The following is a 24,633-nucleotide window of genomic DNA, read 5'->3' as shown; positions in this document are numbered from 1 at the left end:
CGATGGTTATTCTAACATAACCGAACACTATATGCAAGCGCTTTTTCAAGATCGCTTTGTCCAAATTTTAGTCGGTAGTCTTGCCTTCCAGTTGGTTGACCCGGTCATACAAGTCGATGATGGTCTTCATCTGGTCCTTCAAAAGCATGGTCGTCATCAAAGTATCTTGGCCATGAACCATGATGAAAGTAACGTCCAGATCCAGCCCGCCGGCTTCTTTACTCAGCAGCTTGGTCTGTTCATTGTGGGCATCGTTGATCGAAGCTTCTGCTTCTTTTACTAGGTCTTTGGCCTTTGAAATATGGCCCTGGCTGGCTTCGTCCATGGCCTTGAGCAGGGCTGTCCGCGCGTCGCCGGCATAAGCAACGATCGCGAAACCGGTCATTGAAATTTCTTCTTTGCTGATAGTTTCTTCCGACATTTTTTACCTCTTTGTTTTTATATCCTGGACTGCCGGCAAAGAAAAACCGCGCCTCAAGGCTCCTTTTACGGAGTCTGAAGCGCGGTTTTGCCTAATTTAATAGTAACAATCCACAATCAGAATAATTTTCTTGCTGACGGTTTTAATAGTAACACCATCCGCCGCTTTTGTAAACCCTTTCAGTGAAATTTTGTTCTTTTTTGTTTATTTCTGCCTGGCTGGCTATTATTTTTTACTTCTAGCCTAATAAGCCGTCCAGCTTTTCTTCACTCATCAAATGGCCTTCCAGAACAAGTTCGCGGACGCTGCGCTTTTCCTTAAGGGCCCGCTTGGCGATCTTGGCTGAGAGCTGGTAGCCCAGGTATGGGCAAAGAACGGTGGCGATGCCGACGCTGCCTTCCTTGAGCTGCTTGCAGCGGCCCTTGTTGGCAGTGATGCCCGTAATGCAGTTTCCTACCAAAGTGTCGATTGCTCCGGTCAAAGCAGTAAATGATTCAAAAAGCTGGTAGAAGACGACTGGTTCAAAGGCGTTCAATTCCAGCTGCCCCGCCTCAGCCGCCATGGTGATGGTGGTGTCGTGCCCGCAGACCAGGAAGGCTGCTTGGCTGACAACTTCCGGGATAACCGGGTTGACTTTGCCTGGCATGATAGACGACCCGTTTTGCTTGGCTGGCAGGTTGATTTCGGCAAAACCGCAGCGCGGACCAGAGGACAAGAGACGGAGGTCGTTGGACATCTTGGACAGGCTGATGGCGCAAGCTTTAAGAGCACCAGAAACTTCCACAAAGGAGTCCAGGTTTTCCGTAGCATCAAAGAGGTCATCCGCCTGCTTGAGTTCAAAGCCAAAGAGCTTGCTCAATTCACCAGCGATGTGGTCTTCATAGTATTGAGAAGCGTTAATCCCAGTCCCGATCGCTGTTGCCCCCAGGTTGATCTCGTGCATTTCCATGGTGGCTTTTTCCAAGCGCTTCTTTAAACGAGCTACCATTGAAGCGTAACCGGCAAAACTGTCGCCCAAGGTCATTGGCACGGCGTCTTGCAGCTGGGTCCGGCCCATCTTGATCACGTCAGAGAATTCATCCGCCTTGATCCGCAAAGCAGCTTCCAGTTTGTCCAGGCTTGCGACCAGCTTCTCGCTAAGCAGGATGGTAGTCATCTTGCCAGCAGTTGGAATGGTGTCGTTGGTGGACTGAGCCATGTTGACCTGGTCGTTCGGGTGAACCAGGTCGTAAGTCCCCCGCTTGCCGCCTAAGAGTTCGTTGGCCCGGTTGGCAATGACTTCGTTCATGTTCATGTTCGCGCTGGTCCCGGCCCCGCCTTGGATTGGGTCAACGATGAAATCACCCGCGAATTTGCCGGCAATCACTTCATCGCAAGCAGTTTTAATCGCGTCAGCCTGCGACTTAGTGAGTAGACCAATTTCGGAATTTACGCTGGCAGCTGCCTTTTTGATCAAAGCCAGGTTGCTCAAGAAAACCGGACTCATCTTTAAGTGAGTGATTTCAAAATTCCGGCTGGCCCGTTCAGCCTGAACGCCGTAGTAGGCGGCTGTAGGGACTTCAAGACTACCAATTGAATCTGCTTCTAATCTGCTTGCTGCTTTCATCTGTTTTTGCCTCGTTTTTTTAGCTCTTTTTTTGATTTCTTTCTATGGCCAATACTATAGTTTAAAATTAGACCAATGTTAAGACCCTTTCCCGTTTTCTTTGCCATCTTTTTGGAAAAGGCTTACAAAAATTAGATTATTAACTTTGTCTGAGGGAAAAATTTATCATCCAAGGCGAAAGAGTTTAGACCAGTCATTAGTGAGACAGAATAAAAGCAAAAAATCATGCAAAAATGAGTTTAATCTCCTAGTTACATTTTGCCTTTTTTTCTCCTAAAACATTGTTTATTTTCGTGGAAGCGGTTAGAATGTTAATGACAAACAAATTGCGACAAAAGGTAACAAAAATGAACACAAAATTTTTAAAAAGTAATTTTGAGCAAATCTTCAAGCAAGAAGCAGCCGACCTCTTTTTCTCACCAGGCCGGATCAACATCATCGGTGAACACACCGACTACAACGGCGGCCACGTCTTCCCTTGTGCCATCAGCTTAGGGACCTACGCCGCTTACGGACCAAGAGAGGACAAGAAGATTGCCATCTGCTCTGGCAATATAAACGATGACCTGGTCGTCTTTGAAATTGGCGACCGCGAATTAGAAAAAGATCCAGACCACAAGTGGATCAACTACTTCAAGGGGATGACCGCCTACGTTCAAGACGAAAGCCGCGAAATTGACCATGGCTTCAACCTCTATGTTTGGGGCAACCTGCCATATGGTGCCGGCCTGTCATCTTCAGCCTCAATCGAAATGCTGATCGGTCACGTGCTGACTGAAGAATACGGGCTGGAGATTGATCCGGTCAAACTCGCTCAGCTCGGCCAGAAGACCGAAAACGAATTTATCGGCCTCTCTTCCGGGATCATGGACCAATTCGCCATCAACATGTCCAAGAAAGACCATGCCATTTTCCTTGACTGTGCCACTCTGAAATACGACTACCTGCCGCTGGATTTGGGCGATTGCGAAATCATCATCATGTCCACCAATAAAAAGCATACCCTGGCCGACTCAGCCTATAACGACCGCGTCCGTGAATGCCAGGAAGCTACCAGAAGGCTGCAGGAAAAGCTCAACATTGACCACTTAGGCGATATTGATGAGAAAACTTTTGACGAATACTCCTACTTGATCAATGATGAGACCCTGCTTAAGCGAGCCCGCCATGCCGTTTTTGAAAACCAAAGAACCATCAAGGCCACTAAAGCCATGCAAGACAAGGATCTGAACCGGTTGGGCCGCTTGATCAACGCCTCCCATGTTTCCCTGCACTTTGACTACGAAGTTACTGGCAAGGAACTGGACACCTTGGTGGAAAGTGTCTGGAAGCAAGATGGCTGCCTTTGCGCCAGAATGATCGGCGGTGGCTTTGGCGGCAGTGCTATCGCCATCGTCAAAGAAGATAAGGCAGAAGAATTCAAGGAAAACGTTGGCAGGATCTACCAAGACACCATCGGCTACGCTGCTAGCTTTTACGAAGCCAAGATCGTTGATGGGACTCATAAACTGTAAAAAATAAGGAGACGAGAAGCCGAAATGCTGATTGAAAACTTTGTGCGAAAAATTATCGCTAATACTGATTATCAAGAAATGGACCGGGTCTACCTCTTCAACCGCCTGCAAGCTTTGGTTGGTGATGGGGACGTCGAAGAAGAGGCTTCCGGCGAAAGCAGCCTGCTGCAGCTGGTTGACCTGGCCGTTAAAAGGGGCAAGATTCCAAACGACGTGACCAGCCGGGAGATTTTGGCCGACCAGCTGGCAGATTTTTTGACTCCTGCCCCGAGTGAGACCAATAGACTTTTCTGGAACAAGTACGACCAAAGCCCAAAGGCAGCTACCGACTGGTTCTATGACCTCTGCACCCATAACAACTATGTTAAAAAGACCGCAATTGCCAAGAATATTGTTTTCTCCGGCAATAGCTCTTACGGCCACCCCTTGGAAATCACCATCAACCTCTCCAAGCCGGAAAAGGATCCCAAGGCCATTGCCGCCGCGGCCAAAAAGAAAGATACTGACTACCCGAAATGCGACCTCTGCCTGGAAAACGAGGGCTACTTAGGCGACTACGGTAAGAATGCCAGAAGCAATTTGCGGATCATCCGCATGAATATTGGCGGGGAGAAATGGGGGATGCAGTACTCCCCTTACGCCTACTTCAATGAACACTGCATCTTTTTGGACCAGATCCATGAGCCAATGGTCATCAAGCAGCAAACCTTGATCAATCTGCTGGAAATCGTCAAGACCTTCCCCCACTACATGGTTGGGTCAAACGCCGACCTGCCAATCGTCGGCGGCTCTCTTCTGTCCCACGAGCACTACCAGGGCGGTGGCCACCGCTTCCCAATGATGAACGCCGCAGTCAAGCAGGAGCTCACTTTTGCCGGCTACCCGCAGGTAAAAGGCGGCATCGTTGACTGGCCAATGAGCGACATCCGCTTGATCAGCCAGGACACTGAAGCCTTGATTGAATTAGGCACTAAGATCATCAAATCCTGGCAAAAGTACAGCGATCCTGACTTGGGGATTGTGGCAGAAAAAGATGGCGTTCATCATCATACGGTTACTCCGATTGCCCATAAGGACGGGGATGAATACGTCTTAGAACTCGTCTTGCGCGACAACAACACCAGCAGTGACTACCCGCTGGGCATTTTCCACCCTCACCAGGACAAGTGGCACATCAAGAAAGAAAACATTGGCTTAATCGAAGTCATGGGCCGGGCCATCTTGCCTGGACGATTAAAGGGTGAGCTGAGCGAAGTCAAGAAATACCTGCTTGGCCAGGATAACCAAATCGCTGAAATTCACCTGCCATGGGCCAAAAAATTGCAGGAAAAGCACCTAGACATTAATGAACAAAACGTTGACCAGATCCTGCAGCAGGAATTGCTGGACGTTTTTGACCAGGTTCTGGCCGATGCCGGGGTCTACAAAGACGACGAAAAGGGTGAAGCTGGCTGGCAAAAGTTCTTAGCCATGATTGCAGCTGAAAACAAATAATAAGAGACAGAAAACAGAAACAAAGTAAAAAGGCATGATTCCCAAACAAATGGAATCATGCCTTTCTTTTGCTGTATTTTGTTTATTTTTCTCCAGCTTACGCCTTAAAGCTGCCCCAGTAGGCGCCGCCGTAGGCCCACTTGAGGTGAGACGGCACCCCGATGTAGTGCATGGAGTAAGTGCCGTTGGTGTAGGACACGTTGAAGCCGTAGTAGTCCCAGTCGCCGTCGTACTTGCCGCCCTGGGTGTTCATCAAGTCCCCGGCGTGCTCCCACTCAGTGTATTGGCTGAGCTGGGTAACCTTGCTCTGGTTGGCGTAGCGGTAACCGAACATCATTGTCTTTAAACCGAAGTAGATGTCCTTCTTCATGGCCGTCATGGTGAGCTTCTGGCCATCCTTAAAGCCCGCCATATCTTCTACATAGTTGTAGTTGCCCGGCAATTTCAAGCCCACCCGCTTGGTGGCCCGGACGATCCCCGGGACATAATGGCCGGTGGCGATCGTCTTCTTGTTTGCCACGTATTCCTTGGAAATTTCAAGGGCCAGCTTCTGGGTTCCCTTGCTGTACTTCCACTTCTTCAGGCCCATTTTTACCCGAGCCTGGTTGATCAAGCGCAAGGAGTAGACGGCCAGAGTCTTGGACTGGCTGGTCGTCAAGTGGCCATTGGTCAATTTGACGATGGTCTTGTCGTCCTTGCTGCTCTCTGGCAAAGCACTTTGGTCAAAAGTATTGACCTGCATCCCCTTGACGTTGATCTTCCGCCACTTCTTCAGCCAAGCCACGTTCTTCTTGTTTTTCAGCCACTTCTTCTGCTGGCTCGAAGACAAAGTAGAGTACTTGTAGGCCTTCTTCAAGTTGGCCTTGGTGTAGCCCTTAGGCAGGGTAAAAACTGCCTGCCGGCTGCTGGCTTCAGCTGGCTTGACTTGACTAATGGTAAAAACTGCTCCCATTGCCAAGGCTGCTACAGTACTTGCAAAAAATTTCTTCATCGTTAAACCTCTGTTTCTCAATTCAAATTCTATCCTATTTCTTCTATTATAACTTGTTTGGCAGCTTTTTTCTCTTTAAAAAAGCAAATGACCAGCAAACAAGCAATGAAACAAAGAAAAATGGTTCCCCGAAAGGAACCATTTTCGCATAGCACGTGTCTAGTCGTTATTAGTACCAGCCGTTAGCCTGCCAGAAGGCCTTGGCTGCAGTCCATGAACCGTAGCGGCTCAGAACGTAGCTGTTGGCAACCTTTTCCTGGTTGGCGGCAGAAGTGTCACCGTTCAAGTAGCTCAAGCTCAATTGGTACTTGCCGTAGTAGTTACCGTTTGAGGCAGTGTATGAGCCGCCGCTTTCCTTGTTTGCGATCCAAGCCTTAGCCGCTTCTTCAGATGATGAAGAAGTTGAGCTTGAAGTGCTTGCGGAAGCAGTTGAAGTTGAAGCAGAAGTGCTTGAACTGGTCGTGCTTGCGCTAGAGCTGGAAGTGTTGGCTGAGCCAGTGTTTGCGCTGTAGCTGTAGTTGTAGCTTGAGCCGTAGCCGTAGTTATTAGCTGATGAGCTGTAGCTCGTAGTGTAGCCAGTAGCCGTTGAGCTGTTAGTGCTCTTGGCCTGGTAACTGTTGCCAGTAGTGGCAGTAGTTGAACTGCTAGTGTTGTTTGCAGTGTTTGCAGTGTTAGTGCTGCTGCTAGTATTCGCGTTGTAAGTGCTGTTTGAAGCAGTTGATGCTTCAGTGGTGTACTTGGCCAAGATCCATTGGCGGTTGCCGATCTTGTACCACTTTTCACCTGAAGCATCGCGGGCGGTCTTAACTACCTGCCATGAGCTGCCGTCCTTAACGGAGCCGGTAACCGTAGCAGTGTGGTAGTTTGACCAAGTTGCAATTGATTGCCCATCAATGTAGTCAACCGTTACGCTGTCACCGATGGTTGCCGCGTCTGCTTGACCGTTCGTGCCTAAGCTGATCGCTGCCACGCCAGTCAAAGCCAAGCCTGCAGCAAATACTGATTTAAGTACGTTAGATTTGATGTTCAAAAAAATTCTCCTTTGTTTGTCGCAAGCTCTCGTCTGCCAAGTTACTTCTCCTTTGGCAAATTCCTTCTTGCTGCTCTTGTGTCATTTGACAGTTTATATGTTAACAGGGCCAAATTTCAAAACGATAGCAAAAAAGTAACGGTCCAGTTAAGAAGAGATTACAGGAAAAAGTCTTTTTGTAACATTTGTAATATTTCCTCGCTAAAAATATCGCTGGAAGCAAAAAAGACACCACGCAAACGCGTGATGTCTTGGTATGGGTCGTCAGGGGATCGAACCCTGGACACCCGGATTAAGAGTCCGGTGCTCTGCCAGCTGAGCTAACGACCCAAATGGATTATTTAATTGGCGCCGAAGCGCGATGGGTCGTCAGGGGATCGAACCCTGGACACCCGGATTAAGAGTCCGGTGCTCTGCCAGCTGAGCTAACGACCCAAATGGATTTATTTAATTAGCGCCTAAGCGCGATGGGTCGTCAGGGGATCGAACCCTGGACACCCGGATTAAGAGTCCGGTGCTCTGCCAGCTGAGCTAACGACCCAAATGGGTTATTTAATTGGCGCCGAAGCGCGATGGGTCGTCAGGGGATCGAACCCTGGACACCCGGATTAAGAGTCCGGTGCTCTGCCAGCTGAGCTAACGACCCAAGTGGGCTGCGGCTGACTTTCGTCAACCGACATTTATTTATTATACAGAAATGCGCCAGGAATGCAAGCCTTTTGGCAAGATTTTTGCTCAAAAACTTGCTTTTCCTCTCCAGCCCTCCTAAAAAACTTCTCTTTCCACCTTATTTTTGCCAAAAAGCACCCCGCGGGGCGACTTCCAGCCGGCGGATCTCATCCTTTAAGCCCGCCTCTCTGACCGCGTCGACAAAGTCGCTGATATGCTGGGGGTCAACCAGACTCATGATGGTCGGGCCCGCCCCAGACAGGTAGGTCGCTACCGCCCCGTGCTCATGGCCTACATTGCGGATGATCTCCAGTTCCGGTACCAGCTGGCTTCTGTAGCGCTCATGGAAGAGGTCAGCCTCCATTAACTCCCCGGCCTTTTCATAGTCCTGGGCAAAAAGCGCCGCTACCGCTGTATTAGCCACGGCGCTGGCCTGGACCGCGTCTTTAAAAGAAAGTTCCTTGGGCAAAACCGCCCGGGCATCGCTGGTCTTCAAGTTGTAGGCCGGGATATAGGCGATCATGGCAAATGGCGGCACCGGGGCCTTAACAGCCGTAAAGTGGCCGTTGACCTTGCAGCCGACAACCAGGCTGCCCAGGATGGTCGGAGCCACGTTATCCGGGTGCCCTTCCAGTTGAGCCGCGATTTCGATTTTTTCATGCGGGGCCAAGTGGAGCTGGCCCAGCTGGTCAGCCAGCTCGATCCCGCCAACGATTGCGCTGGAACTAGAGCCCAGGCCATGAGCCAGGGGGATGTCTGACTCAACCCGCAAGTGCTGGGGAGTTAAATCTGGCTTGACGCTTAAAGCCGCTTGGACGATCATGTTGCCTTTCCCGCTCGGCAGGTCCCCTAAGTTATGGTCTACCTGCCAGTGGTCGCTTTCGCCCAAGACTTCAATGGTCAGGTACAAGGAGATGGCTACTCCAATGGAGTCGAAACCCGGGCCCAGGTTGGCGCTGGATGCTGGAACTTTGATTTTCACGCTTCTTCACCTCAATAATTGGCAATTGCTGACTTTTTAATCATTCTATCATGTTTTCTCTTTTAGAAAAATGATTTCCCCGCTATAATTAGCCATAAAGGAAAAAATTTCGCGCATCTGACTTTTAGGGAGGATTTATGATTTACCGCAGTACTCGCAGCCAAGGGCAGGAAGTTACCGCCGCCCAGGCAATCGTTCAAGGTCTGGCCCCAGACGGCGGCCTTTTCGTGCCCAAAGAATTCCCGGCTCCATTCTCAGCCGCTGAATTGAAGGAAATTTTTGCCCTGCCTTACCAGGAAATGGCTAAAAAGATCCTGGCTCTGTTCTTGACCGACTACAGCGAAGAGCAGCTGGCAGAGATCGTTAAAGGCGCCTATGGCCAGCAATGGGATGACGAGAGAATCGCCCCGCTGACTGATAAGAAAGCCGGCAATTACTACCTGGAGCTCTTCCACGGTCCGACTCTGGCCTTTAAGGACGTAGCCTTGCAGTGCCTGCCCCGCTTGATGAAGACGGCCTTGGAGAACGCAGACGACCAGCGGGGAATCGTTATTTTGACCGCTACTTCCGGGGATACCGGGACTGCCGCCATGCGGGGCTTCCAGAGCTTAGACAAGACCCGGGTTATCGTCTTTTACCCTTACCAAGGGGTGGCTCCAATCCAGCTTAAGCAGATGCTGAGCGAAAACAGCGACAACACCGTGGCTGTAGCAGTTGAAGGCAACTTTGACCAGGCTCAGAGCCGGGTCAAGCAGATTTTTAACGACCAGGACATGAACAAGTTGCTGGCTGACCATGACTTGACCTTCTCCAGCGCCAACTCCATGAATGTCGGCCGCCTTTTGCCCCAAGTCGTCTACTACTTCGCCGCCTACAAGCAGCTGCTGGACCAAGGGGCGATTGCATTCGGCGATCCTGTCAACTTCTCCGTGCCAACTGGGAACTTTGGCGATATTCTGGCCGGCTATTATGCTAAAAAACTGGGCCTGCCAGTTGGCCGCCTGATCTGCGCTTCCAACAAGAATAATGTCTTGACCGACTTTTTCAAGACGGGCAAGTATGACAAAAAGCGGGACTTCTACGTGACCAACTCTCCGTCCATGGACATTCTGGTTTCCAGCAACCTGGAGCGCCTGCTCTTTGACCTCTGCCAGGACCCAGACACGGTCAAGGGCTTGATGGAGCAGCTGAACACTAAGGGCGAATACCAATTGCCGGAAGACATGCAAAAGAAATTGTCTGGCTTCTGGGCTGACTACGCGACTCCAGAAGAAATCGAAGGCGAAATCAAGCGGGTTTACGCAGAAAGCAGCTATGTCATCGACCCGCACACGGCTGTCGCTTCTTTAGCCGCCAAGCGCTTTAAGGCAGAAGACGACCAGCCTACCGTCGTCCTCTCTACCGCCAGTCCATACAAGTTCCCGGAAACTGTATACCACGCGATCAGCGGGCAAAACGTTAAGGAAAAAGGCCTGCCAGCTCTTAAGGAACTGACTGATTTGACCGGCCCTGCTCCAAAGGCCATGGAAGCCTTCTTAGGCCACAGCTCCCGGGAAATCGTCATCCCGGCCGACGACATGGCAGACGAAGTCAAGCGGCAGCTGGATTTGGACTGATTTTTTAAAAAAGATATAGAAACTAGCTAAAAATCAACAAGATAAACGAAAAGCAGCTCAGGATTTACTCCTTGAGCTGCTTTTGCCGTGTAATTGGAAATAAGAAATAAAAAGAAAATAAAAAATGGAGGATACAGGGCTCGAACCTGTGACCCTCTGCTTGTAAGGCAGATGCTCTCCCAGCTGAGCTAATCCTCCATATGACCCGTACGGGATTTGAACCCATGTTACCGCCGTGAAAGGGCGGTGTCTTAACCACTTGACCAACGGGCCATTTATTTTGCTTGGCCTTTTCGCAAGGCACGATTACTAGTATACCCGATCCAGGAGAAAAAGCAAGGGGCTAACGCAAAAAACTTATTATTTTTATTTGCAAAAAGCTCTTGCACTTTTCCCTGCCTTTGCTATACTAGTAGATGTGCTTGCGGGCGTGGCGGAATTGGCAGACGCGCAAGACTAAGGATCTTGTGACCGCTTTTGGTCGTGGAAGTTCAAGTCTTCTCGTCCGCACTAAGCGAAAGGAACTGGTTTGTCCAGTTCCTTTTTTTCTTTCTCCGAGAACTTTTTTGCTAAAATATTCTTAGAGTGCTAATTGAAAAGCAAAGCTCTAAGTAAAATAAGTTGTAAGAAGTACACTTTTAAAGGAGAAAAACATATGACTGAATTAAACTGCCGCTTGGCCACCAGCGCCGATTTAGACGCCCTCTGCCAGTTCTACCAGGATATCTGCGACCACCAAAAAGAGGACCAGTACGGGGCCGACTGGCACTGGGGAATCTACCCGGCTGAACAGGACATCAAAGAAGCCATCGACCAAAAGCGGGCCGTAATCGGACTCAAAGACGGCAAGATTGCTTCCGCCGGCATCTTAACTGTTGGAAGCGACCCCCTTTACAGCAAATTTGCCTGGCCTACCCCAGCTGAAGATAACGAAATCGCCGTTCTCCACCTTTATGGCGTTCACCCTGCTTTCCGCCGGCAAGGCCTGTCTGGCATTCTTTTGACCTTCATCAAGGACCACGCCAAAGAACTTGGCTGCAAGGCGATCCGCTTAGACAGCATGGCCGGTAACGTCCCTGCCCGCCGCCTCTATGAAAAGAACGGCTACCGCTTCGTCAGCCAGGAAACGGTCCACTACGACGACATCGGCGACACCAAGGTTGACCTGCTTGAATTAGCCTTATAACAAGAAAAATCCACAAGCTCAGCTTGTGGATTTTTTCTCTGTTCTTATTTATTTCTTTCTATTCCTTGTTCTTGCTTTTTTCCCGCCATTCCTTGGCCCGCCGGTCGGGCAAGAACCACATCAGCATGACCAGAGCCATAAAGACCCAGGATAAAACCGGCCAAGCAAAAGCAGACAGGGCGATCCCCAAATTCGCGGCCAGGGTCAAGTAGCCCTTGATCCCCATATTAACCCGCAAGTCCTGGCTGTCGCAGGCAATCTGCCAGGCAAAGTGCTGCAAGAGGATAAAACTGACCGAGGTCAAAAAGAGAACCAGGCCATAAAAGAACAAGGGCGGCCCAGCCAGGGGATTTTTACCCACCCAAGCCGTAGCTAAGGGAATCAAAGACGACATGAAGAGCCAGACCATGTTGGTCCAGATTACCTTGTGGTTGACTGACGGCAAAGCGTGGGTGATGTTGTGGTGGTTGACCCAGTAAATAGCCATATAAAAGAAGCTGAGCAGGTAGATGGTCAGCTGCGGGACAAGCGGCTTTAGGGCCTGGAAAGTTGCTTCTTCCGGGGCCTTCATTTCCAGGACCATGATGGTGATGATGATGGCCAAAACGCCATCGCTGAATGCTTCCAAGCGGTTCTTGTTCATTTTTCCTCCAAAACAGAAATACTCAATATGCGCGTTAAAAATACTTTTATTGTCTCTTAACCATTTTAGCCTACTTTTGCCAAAAAGAAAAAGCCTGGCAAACCCAGGCTAAATTCTATCAACTTTACTCTTGATTCTTGTAATCAGCTTCCATTTCTTGCGGGTCTTCCGCCTCTTCTTCATCGAAGCTGTATTCCATCTTCTTGTTGCGGTCCTTCATAAAAGCATAGGCAATCTCAACCGCGTAGACCAAGAGGCCGACCAAGCCAAAAGCCAGAAGGAACAGGCAAACGCGTTTCTTCTTTTCCATGCTTGTCACCTTATTTCTATTGACAAAAATTACTTCCTAATTTTATTATAAGCGCTTTTATAAAAAATAACAGGCAAAAAAACGATCAGCACAAAGGAAAAAGCATCCCTCTTAGGAGATGCTTAAACAGTCTGGTTTCTGAGCAGCTTGACCGGGAGCAGGTAACTGTTTTGGGCCAGCTTCTTCTCCGGATCCGCGATCCGCTCGTAAAGCAGCTTGACCAAAGTCCCGGCTAAATCCGGAATCGGCTGGACGATCGTGGCTAGTTCTGGCACATAATTCTGCACCAGCTGGGTCCCGTCAAAGCCGACTATTTTCAAGTCCTCCGGCACCTTGATTCCTAACTTCTTAGCTTCTTTTAAGAGCAGGATCGCCGTCAGGTCGTCTGAGCAAAAGACCCCGTCGATTTTCCGGCCGCTGGTCAAGAGTTCCCGGAGTTCCCGGCCCTTGGCGGCTGGCAATTCGTAAAAGGCTGACCGGGCAGTGTGGACCGTCAACCCCGCCGCGGCTACCGTATCCGCGTAGCCATCAAAGCGGCGAGAAGTCGGATTTCCCGTCTTGACCGGGTTGCCGACAAAGTAAATATGGCCGCATCCCGCGTCCAAGAGAGCCTGGGTGGCCAGGCAGCCGCCCTGGTAGTTGTCGCTAGTCACGATCGGCACCTGGTCGGACAAGTCCCGGTCAAAAGACACGATCGGCAAGCCGTAGCGCCGGTATTCTTCAATGCCCAGGTTGTGCGAACCCGCGATGATCCCGTCGACCTGGTTGGCCTCCAGCATCCGCAGATAACGCCGTTCTTTCTCACTGTCCTGGCCGGCATCACAGAGCAGCATCTTGTAGCCGTCCGCTTCCAGCTTGTCCTCAATTGCCGCAACCAGTTCCGCGAAGAAGGGATTGGTGATGCTGGGCATGATCACCCCAATCATCTTGGTCTGCTTGCCCTGCAAAGACCGGGCCAGGGTGTTGGGCTGGTAGTTCAGCTCCCGCATGGCCGCGTAGACCCGGTCCCTGGTCTTCTGGCTGATGTAGCCGTAATTGTTGATCACCCGCGACACCGTGGTTGGTGAGCAGCCAGCTTTTTCCGCCACATCAGTTAATTTTGGCCTCATCGTCATCCCCTCTTCTGTTATCCTACATGTCCTTTAACCGCCAAGTCTTGGCCTGGTAGTCAACATCACTATCCATCTTAACAAAACTTTGTCCATTTTGAGCAAAAAATCTACCCGTGATGACTTCTTCGCCGCCGTTGACAAAAATTTCAAAGAGGGAGTGGTCGACAAAGATCCGCAGATCCAGGTCTTCCCCGGCTGGTAACTTCACCGTCCGACTAGTCCCGTAGTCTGGGTTGACGGCCTTGCCGCATTCACCCCGGTCAACGGTTAAACGGGCGTGCTTGCCGGTCTTAAAGCGCAGCTTGATGCCATTCTTGCCCTCGCTGTCCGCGGCCAAGACCAGCATACCCTTCTGCCCCTTCTTGATCGTCAGTCTAAGTTCGCTTTGCGCACCTGCATCGAAGGCCAAATCGCCAGTGAAGTCTTCTTCAGCTTCTCTCAAGCTCTTCATGGCCTTGACCGGCTTTTGGATCAAGCGGCCGTGCTTTAAAGACAAGCGCTTGACCTGGCTTAAGCAATTAGCCCAGCCTTCATCGTCGCTTGGGTAAGTCATGTCCGGCAGGCCAACCCAGCTGATCGCGTAAGCGTGGCCGTCCGGGGCATTAAAGGCTTGGGTAGCGTAAACGTCAAAGCCCCCGTCCAGGTTGATTGGGGCCTTCTGCTTTGTCTCAAAGTGGCCGGTCTCAAAGTCGAAGCTTTCCCCAACCCAGTACATGTTTGGGTAGACATTCTGGTAGTCGGTCACGTTCTTGTCCAGGCCCTGCGGGCAGAAGATGAAGACTGGCTTGCTGTCAACGAAGACCAGGTTCGGGCATTCAACCATGTAGCCCATGTCCGGCAGGTCAACATAACCCAAATCCTGCCATGGACCAGTTAATTCGTCAGCCTTGTAAAGACTGATCTTGCCGGCCTTGGTCTCCTTGTCTTGGGCGCCAAGGATGGCATAATACTTGCCGCCGTGCTCCAAGATCTGCGGGTCACGGAAGTGTTCAGTCACATGCTCTGGCGCGTTGATCAAAGGCGTCTCCAGCTTGGTTACTTTTCCATCTTCATCCATCCAGGCCCCAACCTGGTAGGAGTGGCGGACCCAGTTTTCGTCGCGGACATTGCCCGTGTACATCAGAAAAAGCTTGTCACCAATTGCTCTGGCTGAGCCGGAATATGCCCCATGGCTGTCCAGCGGACTGTCAGCGTAAACAGCTTCGCCCAAGTTCTCCCAGTGAACCAGGTCGGAACTGGTCAAGTGGACCCAGGACTTCAAGCCGTGCACGGCCCCAAACGGATAAGCCTGGTAGAAGACCTGCCAGCGGCCATTATAGTAGGAAAAGCCGTTAGGATCGTTCAAAAGGCCTGAAGTTGGCCGGATGTGGTAGTGCAGCTGGTAGTCTGACCGGGCTGCCTGGCTCTGCAATTTGAGCAAAGTCTTGGCATCCCATTTCTCATAAGGAAGATATCTTTTTTCTCTTGTCCATTCCATATTAAGCAACCTCCGCCTAATCACTAATCTCTTCTTTTATTTTTTAGCTTCATTTGCCAGATTATTGTCACGCAAAAAACTTCTGAATAATCAGCACTTTATCACTTTCTATTTTATGGTTGAAGCGCTAACATGTCAAACGGTTAACAGGCCTTTTTCACTTAACAGAACTTTTATAAAATATTTTCTGTCAAACGATTGACATATTTGTCAGAAACCGTTATCATGTTAAGTGAATTAGAGAAAAGCGTTTTCAGAGGATAAGGAGAGTGTTTCTCGTGGCAATGAATTACAATGCAGTTGCCAAGCGGGTGATCGCTGCCGTAGGTGAAGACAACCTGGTAGCAGCTGCCCACTGTGCAACGCGTCTGCGTTTAGTCTTAAAAGACGATACCAAGATCGACCAAGCAGCCTTGGACAAGGATCCTGACGTTAAGGGTACCTTCAAGACTGACGGCCAGTACCAAGTCATCATCGGGCCTGGTGACGTTGACAACGTCTACAGCGAACTGATCAAGCAAACCGGCCTGTCTGAAGTTTCTACCGACGACTTGAAGAAGATCGCCGCCAGCGGCAAGAAGGTCAACCCAGTTATGGCCTTCATCAAGCTCTTGAGTGACATCTTCGTGCCAATCATCCCAGCCCTGGTTGCGGGCGGTTTGCTGATGGCCTTGAACAACTTCTTCACCAGCCCTGGCCTGTTCGGGCCTAAGTCCCTGGTGCAAATCAACCCAGCCATCAAGGGCCTGTCTGACATGATCCAACTTATGTCAGCTGCCCCATTCATGTTCCTGCCAGTTCTGGTCGGTATTTCCGCCGCTAAGCGTTTCGGGGCCAACCAATTCCTCGGGGCGGCAATGGGCTTGATCATGACCACCCCACAGCTGGCCGGCTCAACCCACTACTGGAACATCTTCGGTCTGCACGTAGCACAAACCAACTACCAATACCAAGTTATTCCAGTCCTGGCAGCCATCTGGATCTTAGCCTTCTTAGAGAAGCGCCTGCACAAGGTCCTGCCAAGCGCGGTTGACTTTACCTTCACCCCGCTTCTGTCAATCATGATCACTGGCTTCCTGACCTTCACCATCGTCGGGCCAGTGATGAAGACCGTTTCTGACTGGATCACCAACGGCTTCGTATGGCTGTACGACACTGCTGGCTTTGTCGGCATGGGTCTGTTCGGTCTTTGCTACTCAGCTATCGTTATGACTGGTTTGCACCAAAGCTTCCCGGCCATCGAAACTCAATTGCTGGCTGCCTTCGCTGCCGGCAAGGGCGCGGGCGACTTCATCTTCGTTGTTGCTTCCATGGCCAACGTTGCTCAAGGTGCCGCAACCTTCGCTATCTGGTTCTTGACTAAGAACGAAAAGATGAAGGGTCTGTCTTCATCAGCCGGTGTTTCTGCCCTCCTGGGTATCACCGAACCAGCCCTCTTCGGGGTTAACTTGAAGTACCGCTTCCCGTTCTTCTGCGCCTTGATCGGGTCCGGTGTTGCTTCAGCCCTTGCAGGTCTGCTGCACGTTGAAGCTGCATCCCTTGGTTCTGCCGGTTTCCTGGGCTTCTTGTCCATCTACCCAAAGACCATCCCAATGTACGTTGTATGTGAACTTGTTTCCTTCGCTATCGCCTTCGCCTTGACTTTCTTCTGGGGCAAGGGCCACTTAAAGGAAGAAGTTGCCAGCGTTGAAGGCGAATCCGGCGTCAGCGCTGAAACTGAAGTTCCAGCTGAACAACAAGTTGAAGCTGCCAAGACTGCTGGTCTGGAAGACGAAGTAGTTCTGGCACCTGTAGACGGCGTTTCTGAAGACCTGTCAGCCGTAAATGACGAAGTCTTCTCCCAAAAGCTCATGGGTAACGGGGCTGCCATCGTTCCTAGCGACGGCAATGTCTACGCTCCAGTTACCGGTACTGTTTCCGTTGCCTACAAGACTGGCCACGCTTACGGGCTTAAGTCTGACAACGGGGCTGAAGTCCTGATCCACATCGGTCTGGACACGGTTAACTTGAACGGCCAGCACTTTAAGTCCCTGGTCACTCAAGGCCAGCACATTGAAAAGGGTGAAAAGATCGGTGAAGTTGACCTGGATGCCGTCAAGGCTGCCGGCTACGACACCACTGTCATGGTTGTCATCACCAACACCCCTTCATACAACGAAGTAGACCGGGTTGAAGCAACTGACGTAAAGCACGGCGACAACTTGATTGCTTTAACTGCTCACTAATCAAAAACTATTACTACCATGAAGCAGCCCTGCCTGGGCTGCTTTTCCTTTTATTGAAAGCCTTATTTTGAATTTACATGAGATTTTTTCTTGCATCTTGGCAAGGACATGACTAAGATTTAAATTAAGCCAAATTAGAGAGAACTGTTTAGCACGGGGAGGAATTTAAGCATGACTTTACGAGTTGGTATTTTAACGAGCGGCGGCGACTGCCAGGCGCTCAACGCGACCATGCGGGGCCTGGCCAAGACCCTTTACAACTGTGTTGACGACGTGGAAATCATTGGTTTCAAGCGGGGCTACTACGGCTTGATGCATGAAGACTACGTCAAGATGAAGCCGCGGGACTTCTCCGGCATCATTAACGAAGGCGGGACGATTCTGGGCACTTCCCGCCAACCATTCAAGGAAATGCGGGTTATCGTTGACGGCTTTGACAAGGTCGCTGCCATGAAGAAGACCTACAAGAAGCTCAACCTGGACGCTTTGGCTGTTTTGGGCGGCAACGGGTCCCTTAAGTCAGCCAACATGCTGGCCCAAGAAGGCCTGAACGTGATCGGTCTGCCAAAGACCATCGACAACGACACTTGGGGCACCGACTACACCTTTGGTTTCCAAAGCGCCATTGACATTGCCACCAGATACCTGGACGACATCCACACTACTGCCCAAAGCCACTCCCGGGTCTTCGTCGTAGAAGTCATGGGTCACAAGGTTGGCCACATCACCCTGGCTGCTGGTCTGGCTGCCGGCAGCGACATCATCCTTTTGCCGGAAATTCCTTACGACATCAATGTCGTAGCTAAGAAGATCAAGCAACGGCAAAAGGCTGGCAAGGGCTTCACGGTTATTGCCGCCGCTGAAGGAGCAATTTCCAAGGAAGACGCTGCCCTGCCTAAGAAGAAGTACAAGGCTAAGGTAGCGGCTAGAAACGGCATCAGCGTGGTTAACGAAATCGCTGGCCAATTGCAAGAAGTTCTGCCAGACTCTGAAATCAGAACGGCGGTTATCGGCCACGCTCAACGGGGCGGCCGGCCAGATGCCTACGACCGGCAAATCTCAACCCGCTTCGGGATTGAAGGCGCCCGCCTCATCATGAACCGGTCCTTTGGCCGCCTGGTTGTCTTGAAGCAAGGCGAAGTCGACTCTATCGCCCTAGAAGACACTGCCGGCAAGCTCAAGTACGTTGACCCGAATGGCAAGACCGTCAGCAACGCCCGCCTCATGGGCGTCACCTTCGGGGACAAGTAAGAGCCTATAATTCTTAACAGCATACAAGCACAAAAAAGAAGCATCGCGTTAGCGGTGCTTCTTTCTTTGTTGTTAACTTCTCTGCTTTACTTCAGCAATTCGCTGATGGCGTCTTGGAAGCTTTCAGCTGCCTTTTCAGCAGTTTCGATGTCAGCCTTGTTGACGCCGACGTAAGCCTTGATTACTGGTTCAGTACCAGATGGGCGAAGGGCTACCCAAGTTTCGTCATCCAAGAAGTACTTCAAGACGTTTGACTTCGGGAAGCCAGTCAATGGAGTTTCTTCGCCGTTTTCGAGCGTAACTTGTTCTTGGTAGTCTTCGATCTTGACTACCTTGACGCCGTTGATTTCACTGAGGCGTTCTTCTCTCAGCTTGCTCATCAGTTCAGCCATCTTCTTTTGCCCGCCAATCCCTGGCATTTCAATTGCCCGGGTGATTTCGTAGGCAACGCCGTACTTCTTCCAGATTTCCTGCAGGCCGTCAAAGACAGTCATGCCCTTGGAAGCGTAGTAGCTGGCAACTTCAGCGAACATCAAGGCCCCTTGCATGGCGTCCTTGTCACGGGCGAAGGCTTGGAAGAGGTAGCCGTAGCTTTCTTCAAAGCCCATCAGGAACTTGCCGTCGCCTTCCTTGTTCATCCGGTCGACTTCTTCACCGATGTACTTGAAGCCAGTCAAAACAGACTTGGTCTTGATGCCGAAGTCCTTGGCAATCTTGAATGGCAAGGCACTGGAGACGATCGAGGTAACGATTTCGTAGTCTGGAGTCAGCTTGCCTGAGTCCTTCAAGTTTTGCAGAAGGTAGTAAGACATCAAAGTAGCGATTTGGTTCCCAGTCAAAACTTGGAAGTCGCCCTTGTCGGTTCTGACGCAGGCCCCCATCCGGTCAGCATCCGGGTCAGTAGCCACGATCATGTCAGCACCGATTTCGTTGGCCAGTTCCACGCCTGGGTTGAAGACGTCACGGAATTCCGGGTTAGGCTTCTTGCAAGTTGGGAATTCTGGGTCCACAATTGCTTGGCTTGGCACTGGAACGACGTTGCTGAAGCCGCCCCGTCTGAAGGCGCGGTCATAAAGCATCTTGCCCGTCCCGTGCAAAGGAGTGTAAACGATCTTCAGCTTGTCGGCGTTTTCCTTGATCATGTCCTTGTTGACATTGACCGTTTCCAGCTTAGCCAGGTAGGCTTCGTCGACGTCTTCACCGATCAATTGCAAAGTGCCTTCGGCACGCAGCTTCTTGACTGGAGCTGCCTTAACGCTGAAGATGTCTTCAACCTTTTGGGCGTAGGCAAAGAGGCGGTCGGCGTTTTCTGGCCCCATTTGGGCGCCATCTTCACCGTAAGCCTTGTAGCCGTTGTACTGCTTGGCGTTGTGGGAAGCAGTGATGTTGATCCCGGCAAAGGTGTGCAGGTAGCGGACAGCGAAGGACAGTTCCGGCGTTGGACGCAGGTCGTCAAAGAGGTAGACGTGAATGCCGTGAGCCCCCAAAACGCGGGCAGCGTGAGTTGCCAGTTCGCGTGAGTTGTAGCGTGAGTCAAAAGAAATTACCACGCCGCGCTTCTTGGCTTCTTCGCCGTTTTCGTCGATCAGGCGGGCCAGGCCTTCAGTTACCCGGCCGACCGTGAAGACGTTGATCCGGTTGGTCCCTGGTTCCAAGAGCCCCCGCATCCCGGCAGTACCGAAGTTGATGTCCTGGCCAAAGGCGTCTTCGACCCACTTGTCGTCACCACCTAATTCAGCCATTTGTTCAGCTAAATCTTCTGGCAAAGCAGCTTGTTTCCATTGTTCAAAAATTTCTTTTGCGTCCATTTATATATTCCTTTTTATTCTTTTTCATTCCTGTCCAGCTTAAATGTCTTCAACAGATAAGCCTTCTGAGCTATGCTTTCTTGATCCAGTATATCACTTACCAGCTCTCCAATCTTCTCTGGCAGGCAATATGTTTGAAATTCTCCCGCGTCCAGGATCATATCCTGGTCGGTCTTATTGTAGCAGTAAATGACCAGTTTCCTTTGGTTGAAGCGGACTAAAGCGTTGATGCCGTAAGCAATCTTGACATAGCCGACTTTCCCGTCGACCAAAGCCCGGTTTGCCCGCCGCCAGTGGGCCAGTTCCTTGACTTCTTTTTCCAAAAAGTCGCTTTCCTTGCCCCATGGGAAGTAGCGGCGGTTGTCCGGGTCCTTGTCCCCTTCCAGGCCGGCTTCATCCCCGTAATAGATGCAGGGAACGCCAGGCACGGCGAACAAGAGGCCAAAGGCCAGGGCCACCAGCTTCTCGTCTCCCCCCAAGACGGTCTTAATTCTGGCCGTGTCGTGGGTGCCGATGTTGTTCAGGCAGTTTTCCAGAAAGGCCTTAGGATAGTTCTCAACCAGCTTCTCCAGGTCATTCAAGGCGGCCACTTCTTCCGTTTCGTTATTGGCCTGCAAGAGCGAAACGATAAAGTTGCGGACCGGATAGTTCATGGTCCCGGTCAGGTTGTCCCCGGCCATGTAGGTCCGGAATTCACTGTTGACGAACTTGTGGGAGGCGTCTTCCCAGACTTCCCCGATCAAGACATGGCAGTCTTCGTTTTGCAGGCGCTCGCGGATTTCCCGCAAGAGCGGCATCGGAAGCTCGTCAGCCACGTCCAAACGCCAGCCATCGACATGCATCCGGGTCCACTTGGCTAAAACGCCATCGGGACCGCAGATGAAGTTCTGGTAGTCAGCATTGTTCTTGTTGACTTCTGGCAGGGTAGTTACCCCCCACCAGGACTGGTACTTGGTCGGGTAGTTGATGAAGTTGAACCAGGAGTAGTAAGGCCCTGTCTTGTCTGTGACCGCGCTCAAGAAGTACTTGCTGTCTGCCCCGACATGGTTGAAGACCCCGTCCAAGATCAAGGAAATTCTGTTTTTGTGCAGGTCCTTGATCAGGTTCTTAAAGTCTTCTTCAGTCCCCAGCATGGGGTCGATCTTCATGAAATCCTGGGTGTCATAGCGGTGGTTGCTGGAAGACTGGAAGATCGGGTTCAAATAGATGGCCGTCACTCCCAAATCTTTTAAATAGGGAATCTTTTGCCGGATACCTTCGAGGTTGCCGCCAAAAAAGTCCCAGCGGGCAATATCGCCATGCTCGTCCTTAATGTAGTAAGGACTGTCTTCCTTGGTCGCGTAGATGAAACTGTCCTTCTTGCGGCCCTGGATCTCCCCATGCGGGTTGCCGTTGTTGAAGCGGTCAGGAAAAATCTGGTAGACCACCCCCTGGGTGTACCAGGGAGCCTGCGGGACTGCCCGGTCATAGCAGGTCAGCTGGAAAGTCCGGATGTCCCGGCTATCCTGGGTAATCTCGCTTTCGCCAAAACCATCCTGGCTTCTTTGCAGGAAGTAGTACTGGTCATTTTGCTTGATATTGAAGTAGTAATAGTAGAGCCCGGAGCTGCTGATCTTGACGCTGGTCTCATACATCTTGCTTTCATCATTGTAAGTCAAGGGGTAGGCTACCGGCGACTCATTGTTTTTGGTCAGCCAGAGGGTAATCTCCTGGATCTCTTCATCGACTTCAACCGCCCACTTGACGCTGGTATTGGCCTGCGTGGCGCCAAAGGGCTGCTTGTATTTGGTGTCCCAAGAATTAAAAATAGCTCTCATCAGTCACTCTTACGCTTTTTCAGCGTCAAATTCCACCTTGTCCAGGTGCCAGATTTCACTGGCATAGCGTTCAATGGTCTTGTCAGCGTCAAAGCGTTCAGAGTGAGCGATGTTGACCAGGCTCATCTGGGCCCATTGCCGCTTGTTTGCCCAAACCTTTTCAACCAGCTTCTGGGCCTTCAAGTAGGCTTCAAAGTCGGCCAAAACCAGGAATTCTTCGTTGTCCTTCAAGAAGTCGTCGTAAAGGGCCCGGCCTTCGCTGACGCAGTCTGGAATAGTCCCGTCAATCAAGGCGTCAACCGTCTTCTTCATGACCGGGTCGCTTTCGTAAAGGTCGCGTGGGTGGTAGGAGTGGTTTGCGTAGTAGTTGTAAACTTCATCCTTGTCCAAGCCGAAGGCAAAAATGTTGTCGCTGCCGACCGCGTCCTTGATTTCGATGTTGGCCCCGTCCATAGTCGCCACCGTCAAAGCCCCGTTGGCCATCAGCTTCATGTTGCTGGTCCCGCTGGCTTCCTTGGTGGTCGTTGAGATCTGTTCACTGAGGTCAGCTGCCGGAATGATTTGTTCAGCCAGGGAAACATTGTAGTTTTCCAGGAAGACAACCTTCAGCTTGCCCTTGATGTCTGGGTCATTGTTAACCAGGTCAGCTACAGAGTTGATCACCTTGATGACCTGCTTGGCAAAGACATAGCTTGGGGCAGCGATGGCCCCAAAGATGACTACCCGCTTCGGATGGTCGATGCCGGCCTTGAGGTCTTGGTAGAGCTTCAGAACGTGGAGCAGCTTCAAGGTTTGCCGCTTGTAGGCGTGCAGACGCTTGACCTGAACGTCAAAGATGGCTTCAGGGTCAACCACGATGCCGGTCTTGGCCTTGATGACCTTGGCCAGCTTCTTCTTGTTGGCCAGCTTGATTTCCTGCAGGCTGGTCAAGGTTGCGGTGTCGTGATAGAACTTTTCAAACTTCAGCATTTCCTTGCTGTCAAAGCGCCAGTCGGTCCCAATGGTCTTGTCCAAAAGCTTGGCCAAATCCGGGTTGGCGATTTGAATCCAGCGGCGCAGGGTGATCCCGTTGGTCTTGTTGTTGAAGCGGTCTGGGTAGAGCTGGTAGAAGTCGCGCAAAACTTCGGTTTCCAATAGCTGGGTGTGCAGGGCAGCAACCCCGTTGACTGAGTGGGAACCGATGATGGCCAGGTGGGCCATGTGGACTTGCCCGTTCTTGACGATTCTGGTTCTTTCAATCACGTCGCCGGAAACCTTGCCTTCCAGGCCAGCCACGTAGCGGCGGTCGATTTCCTTAACGATGTCAAAGAGCCGCGGCAAAAGCTGACTGAACATGCCTACGTCCCACTTTTCCATGGCTTCAGCCATGATGGTGTGGTTGGTATAGCTCATCACTTGGACAGTAATTTCCCAGGCCTTGTCCCAGTCCATCCGGTATCTGTCGACCAAAAGGCGCATCATTTCAGCCACGCACATGGCCGGGTGAGTGTCATTGATGTGAACGGCAACGTACTTCGGCAAGTCAGGCAGGCCTTCTTCGCCATAGTCCTTCACAAAGTTGTTCAAGATGCTCTGCAAGCCGGCGGAAACAAAGAAGTATTCCTGCTTCAGCCGCAAAAGGCGGCCATCATAGCTGGAGTCATCCGGGTAAAGGATGGAAGTCAAGTCTTCCACCTTCCGCCGGTCAGCGATTGACGGGTACTTCAATTCGTCTTCCGGGGCAATTTCCGCGTCCCACAGACGAAGGGTGTTAGCCACCCCGTTGTGGTAGCCGACCATGGCCACGTCATATGGCACAGCCCGGACGACAGTAGCGCCTTCGTATTGCGGAGTCAGCCAGCCGTGGTCATCAACCATGTTAACGCGGCCGCCGAACTTAACCAGGACAGACTTGCTTTCCCGGCGCACTTCCCAGTAGTCCCCCTGCTTCAGCCAGTCATTTGGCAGTTCCTTTTGGTAGCCGTTGACAAACTTTTGCTTAAAGAGGCCGTACTTGTAGCGCAGGCCGTTCCCGTTGCCGGCATAGCCGGTTGAAGCCAAAGAGTCCATAAAGGCGGCAGCCAGCCGGCCCAAGCCCCCATTACCCAGAGCCATGTCTGGTTCAACAGCGGCGATATCATCCAGGTCAATCCCTAAGTCAGCCAAAGCTTCCTTAGCCGTGTCCAGCCAGCCCAGGTTCAAAAGGTTGCTCTTTAAAAGAGTCCCTGGCAAAAATTCAATGGAGAAGTAGTAAGTCTGCTTGTGGCCATTGGCGCTTTCCGCGATCCGGGTTCTGCGCCACTTGCTGGAGTAGCCGTCACGGACCATTGAAGCCAAAGCAGCAAAGATGTCTTCCTTAGAAGCTTCTTCCACGCTTTCTTCAAAGTGCCGGTCCAGCTTGCTTGCTAATCTTTCCTTGAATTCTTCAGGAGTAATCTCCCGCAAATTGCTGTTTGCGACTGATACTTTACTTGATTTCATGCTCATCTTCCTCATCATTTT

At 51.1% G+C, this 24,633-nt stretch carries 18 protein-coding genes and 7 tRNA genes; 7 read left to right on the top strand and 18 right to left on the bottom strand.

Annotated elements, in window-relative coordinates; genetic code table 11:
- Positions 1-67: 67 nt before the first annotated feature.
- Both ACYVUV_RS01910 and ACYVUV_RS01905 read right to left on the bottom strand, forming a co-directional pair.
- Positions 68-421, bottom strand: a complete 354-nt coding sequence (locus ACYVUV_RS01910) for a PTS lactose/cellobiose transporter subunit IIA (protein ID WP_439775564.1) — start codon at positions 419-421, stop codon at positions 68-70.
- A 238-nt stretch (positions 422-659) separates the two neighbouring features.
- Entirely contained in the window at positions 660-2,027 is a 1,368-nt protein-coding gene (locus ACYVUV_RS01905) for an aspartate ammonia-lyase (protein WP_439775563.1), read from the bottom strand.
- A gap of 347 nt (positions 2,028-2,374) precedes the next feature.
- Here ACYVUV_RS01905 and ACYVUV_RS01900 point away from each other — a divergent pair, with 347 nt between their 5' ends.
- Positions 2,375-3,541, top strand: a complete 1,167-nt coding sequence (locus tag ACYVUV_RS01900) for a galactokinase (protein ID WP_439775562.1) — start codon at positions 2,375-2,377, stop codon at positions 3,539-3,541.
- Between the two features lie 24 nt (positions 3,542-3,565).
- On the top strand, positions 3,566-5,035 hold the full coding sequence (locus ACYVUV_RS01895) for a UDP-glucose--hexose-1-phosphate uridylyltransferase (RefSeq protein ID WP_484498927.1): 1,470 nt from the start codon (positions 3,566-3,568) through the stop codon (positions 5,033-5,035).
- 97 nt (positions 5,036-5,132) lie between these two features.
- Here ACYVUV_RS01895 and ACYVUV_RS01890 read toward each other — a convergent pair whose 3' ends face one another.
- The 7 genes from ACYVUV_RS01890 to thrB all read right to left on the bottom strand — a co-directional run bounded on the left by ACYVUV_RS01890 (position 5,133) and on the right by thrB (position 8,707).
- Positions 5,133-6,026, bottom strand: a complete 894-nt coding sequence (locus ACYVUV_RS01890) for an SEC10/PgrA surface exclusion domain-containing protein (RefSeq protein WP_439775560.1) — start codon at positions 6,024-6,026, stop codon at positions 5,133-5,135.
- A 169-nt stretch (positions 6,027-6,195) separates the two neighbouring features.
- Positions 6,196-7,056 carry an aggregation-promoting factor gene (gene apf / locus ACYVUV_RS01885; protein WP_439775559.1) on the bottom strand — a complete coding sequence of 287 codons (861 nt, stop codon included), beginning with the start codon at positions 7,054-7,056 and terminating at the stop codon, positions 6,196-6,198.
- Between the two features lie 257 nt (positions 7,057-7,313).
- Positions 7,314-7,386, bottom strand: a tRNA-Lys gene (locus ACYVUV_RS01880).
- A gap of 32 nt (positions 7,387-7,418) precedes the next feature.
- Positions 7,419-7,491: transfer RNA gene (locus ACYVUV_RS01875), tRNA-Lys, on the bottom strand.
- 33 nt (positions 7,492-7,524) lie between these two features.
- Positions 7,525-7,597: transfer RNA gene (locus ACYVUV_RS01870), tRNA-Lys, on the bottom strand.
- 32 nt (positions 7,598-7,629) lie between these two features.
- A tRNA-Lys gene (locus tag ACYVUV_RS01865) sits at positions 7,630-7,702 on the bottom strand.
- 141 nt (positions 7,703-7,843) lie between these two features.
- Positions 7,844-8,707, bottom strand: coding sequence for a homoserine kinase (thrB, locus tag ACYVUV_RS01860; protein WP_439775854.1), 864 nt, complete (start codon positions 8,705-8,707; stop codon positions 7,844-7,846).
- A gap of 137 nt (positions 8,708-8,844) precedes the next feature.
- Here thrB and thrC point away from each other — a divergent pair, with 137 nt between their 5' ends.
- A complete protein-coding gene (gene thrC, locus ACYVUV_RS01855) occupies positions 8,845-10,323 on the top strand; it encodes a threonine synthase (protein WP_439775853.1) in 1,479 nt (492 codons plus the stop codon).
- 125 nt (positions 10,324-10,448) lie between these two features.
- Here thrC and ACYVUV_RS01850 read toward each other — a convergent pair.
- Positions 10,449-10,521: transfer RNA gene (locus tag ACYVUV_RS01850), tRNA-Val, on the bottom strand.
- A gap of 3 nt (positions 10,522-10,524) precedes the next feature.
- Positions 10,525-10,596 (bottom strand) — tRNA-Glu (locus tag ACYVUV_RS01845).
- 151 nt (positions 10,597-10,747) lie between these two features.
- Here ACYVUV_RS01845 and ACYVUV_RS01840 point away from each other — a divergent pair.
- Positions 10,748-10,833: transfer RNA gene (locus ACYVUV_RS01840), tRNA-Leu, on the top strand.
- Between the two features lie 145 nt (positions 10,834-10,978).
- Positions 10,979-11,509 carry a GNAT family N-acetyltransferase gene (locus ACYVUV_RS01835; RefSeq protein ID WP_439775852.1) on the top strand — a complete coding sequence of 177 codons (531 nt, stop codon included), beginning with the start codon at positions 10,979-10,981 and terminating at the stop codon, positions 11,507-11,509.
- A gap of 58 nt (positions 11,510-11,567) precedes the next feature.
- Here ACYVUV_RS01835 and ACYVUV_RS01830 read toward each other — a convergent pair whose 3' ends face one another.
- From ACYVUV_RS01830 to ACYVUV_RS01815, 4 genes are all read right to left on the bottom strand, one after another.
- A complete protein-coding gene (locus ACYVUV_RS01830; protein ID WP_439775851.1) occupies positions 11,568-12,152 on the bottom strand; it encodes a TMEM175 family protein in 585 nt (194 codons plus the stop codon).
- Between the two features lie 124 nt (positions 12,153-12,276).
- Positions 12,277-12,462 carry a hypothetical protein gene (locus tag ACYVUV_RS01825; RefSeq protein ID WP_439775850.1) on the bottom strand — a complete coding sequence of 62 codons (186 nt, stop codon included), beginning with the start codon at positions 12,460-12,462 and terminating at the stop codon, positions 12,277-12,279.
- A gap of 122 nt (positions 12,463-12,584) precedes the next feature.
- Positions 12,585-13,571, bottom strand: coding sequence for a LacI family DNA-binding transcriptional regulator (locus ACYVUV_RS01820; protein ID WP_439775849.1), 987 nt, complete (start codon positions 13,569-13,571; stop codon positions 12,585-12,587).
- Between the two features lie 22 nt (positions 13,572-13,593).
- Positions 13,594-15,051 (bottom strand): sucrose-6-phosphate hydrolase, encoded by a 1,458-nt coding sequence (locus ACYVUV_RS01815; protein WP_484498926.1) that lies wholly within the window; start codon positions 15,049-15,051, stop codon positions 13,594-13,596.
- Positions 15,052-15,335: 284 nt separating this feature from the next.
- Between ACYVUV_RS01815 and ACYVUV_RS01810 the strand changes: the two genes are divergently transcribed.
- Positions 15,336-17,276 (top strand): sucrose-specific PTS transporter subunit IIBC, encoded by a 1,941-nt coding sequence (locus ACYVUV_RS01810; protein ID WP_439775847.1) that lies wholly within the window; start codon positions 15,336-15,338, stop codon positions 17,274-17,276.
- Between the two features lie 171 nt (positions 17,277-17,447).
- The gene (locus tag ACYVUV_RS01805) at positions 17,448-18,527 is read left to right on the top strand and encodes a 6-phosphofructokinase (protein ID WP_439775846.1); all 1,080 of its coding nucleotides are present in this window, start codon (positions 17,448-17,450) and stop codon (positions 18,525-18,527) included.
- 86 nt (positions 18,528-18,613) lie between these two features.
- Here the strand turns inward: ACYVUV_RS01805 and ACYVUV_RS01800 are convergent, their stop codons facing one another.
- Genes ACYVUV_RS01800 through ACYVUV_RS01790 form a run of 3 tightly spaced genes read right to left on the bottom strand, consistent with a single transcriptional unit; the run spans position 18,614 to position 24,612 of the window.
- Positions 18,614-20,335: a phospho-sugar mutase gene (locus ACYVUV_RS01800; RefSeq protein WP_439775845.1), complete on the bottom strand. Its 1,722-nt coding sequence runs from the start codon at positions 20,333-20,335 to the stop codon at positions 18,614-18,616.
- A 14-nt stretch (positions 20,336-20,349) separates the two neighbouring features.
- Positions 20,350-22,152: a glycoside hydrolase family 13 protein gene (locus ACYVUV_RS01795; RefSeq protein ID WP_439775844.1), complete on the bottom strand. Its 1,803-nt coding sequence runs from the start codon at positions 22,150-22,152 to the stop codon at positions 20,350-20,352.
- A 9-nt stretch (positions 22,153-22,161) separates the two neighbouring features.
- The gene (locus ACYVUV_RS01790) at positions 22,162-24,612 is read right to left on the bottom strand and encodes a glycogen/starch/alpha-glucan phosphorylase (protein WP_439775843.1); all 2,451 of its coding nucleotides are present in this window, start codon (positions 24,610-24,612) and stop codon (positions 22,162-22,164) included.
- Positions 24,613-24,633: the final 21 nt, after the last annotated feature.

The sequence above is a fragment of the Lactobacillus sp. WILCCON 0149 genome (genome assembly GCF_057197965.1).
The sequence above is the reverse complement of the archived record's forward strand: the minus strand, read 5'-3'. Positions and strand labels throughout refer to the sequence as shown.

Excerpts from the sequence above, each read along its gene's own strand:
- ACYVUV_RS01825 (WP_439775850.1), bottom strand. The coding sequence starts at position 12,462 with ATGGAAAAGAAGAAACGCGTTTGCCTGTTCCTTCTGGCTTTTGGCTTG.
- ACYVUV_RS01830 (WP_439775851.1), bottom strand. The coding sequence starts at position 12,152 with ATGAACAAGAACCGCTTGGAAGCATTCAGCGATGGCGTTTTGGCCATC.
- ACYVUV_RS01790 (WP_439775843.1), bottom strand. The coding sequence starts at position 24,612 with ATGAAATCAAGTAAAGTATCAGTCGCAAACAGCAATTTGCGGGAGATT.
- ACYVUV_RS01900 (WP_439775562.1), top strand. The coding sequence starts at position 2,375 with ATGAACACAAAATTTTTAAAAAGTAATTTTGAGCAAATCTTCAAGCAA.
- ACYVUV_RS01910 (WP_439775564.1), bottom strand. The coding sequence starts at position 421 with ATGTCGGAAGAAACTATCAGCAAAGAAGAAATTTCAATGACCGGTTTC.
- ACYVUV_RS01905 (WP_439775563.1), bottom strand. The coding sequence starts at position 2,027 with ATGAAAGCAGCAAGCAGATTAGAAGCAGATTCAATTGGTAGTCTTGAA.
- ACYVUV_RS01890 (WP_439775560.1), bottom strand. The coding sequence starts at position 6,026 with ATGAAGAAATTTTTTGCAAGTACTGTAGCAGCCTTGGCAATGGGAGCA.
- ACYVUV_RS01795 (WP_439775844.1), bottom strand. The coding sequence starts at position 22,152 with ATGAGAGCTATTTTTAATTCTTGGGACACCAAATACAAGCAGCCCTTT.
- ACYVUV_RS01805 (WP_439775846.1), top strand. The coding sequence starts at position 17,448 with ATGACTTTACGAGTTGGTATTTTAACGAGCGGCGGCGACTGCCAGGCG.
- ACYVUV_RS01835 (WP_439775852.1), top strand. The coding sequence starts at position 10,979 with ATGACTGAATTAAACTGCCGCTTGGCCACCAGCGCCGATTTAGACGCC.
- ACYVUV_RS01895 (WP_484498927.1), top strand. The coding sequence starts at position 3,566 with ATGCTGATTGAAAACTTTGTGCGAAAAATTATCGCTAATACTGATTAT.
- thrC (WP_439775853.1), top strand. The coding sequence starts at position 8,845 with ATGATTTACCGCAGTACTCGCAGCCAAGGGCAGGAAGTTACCGCCGCC.
- ACYVUV_RS01800 (WP_439775845.1), bottom strand. The coding sequence starts at position 20,335 with ATGGACGCAAAAGAAATTTTTGAACAATGGAAACAAGCTGCTTTGCCA.
- ACYVUV_RS01810 (WP_439775847.1), top strand. The coding sequence starts at position 15,336 with ATGAATTACAATGCAGTTGCCAAGCGGGTGATCGCTGCCGTAGGTGAA.
- ACYVUV_RS01815 (WP_484498926.1), bottom strand. The coding sequence starts at position 15,051 with ATGGAATGGACAAGAGAAAAAAGATATCTTCCTTATGAGAAATGGGAT.
- ACYVUV_RS01820 (WP_439775849.1), bottom strand. The coding sequence starts at position 13,571 with ATGAGGCCAAAATTAACTGATGTGGCGGAAAAAGCTGGCTGCTCACCA.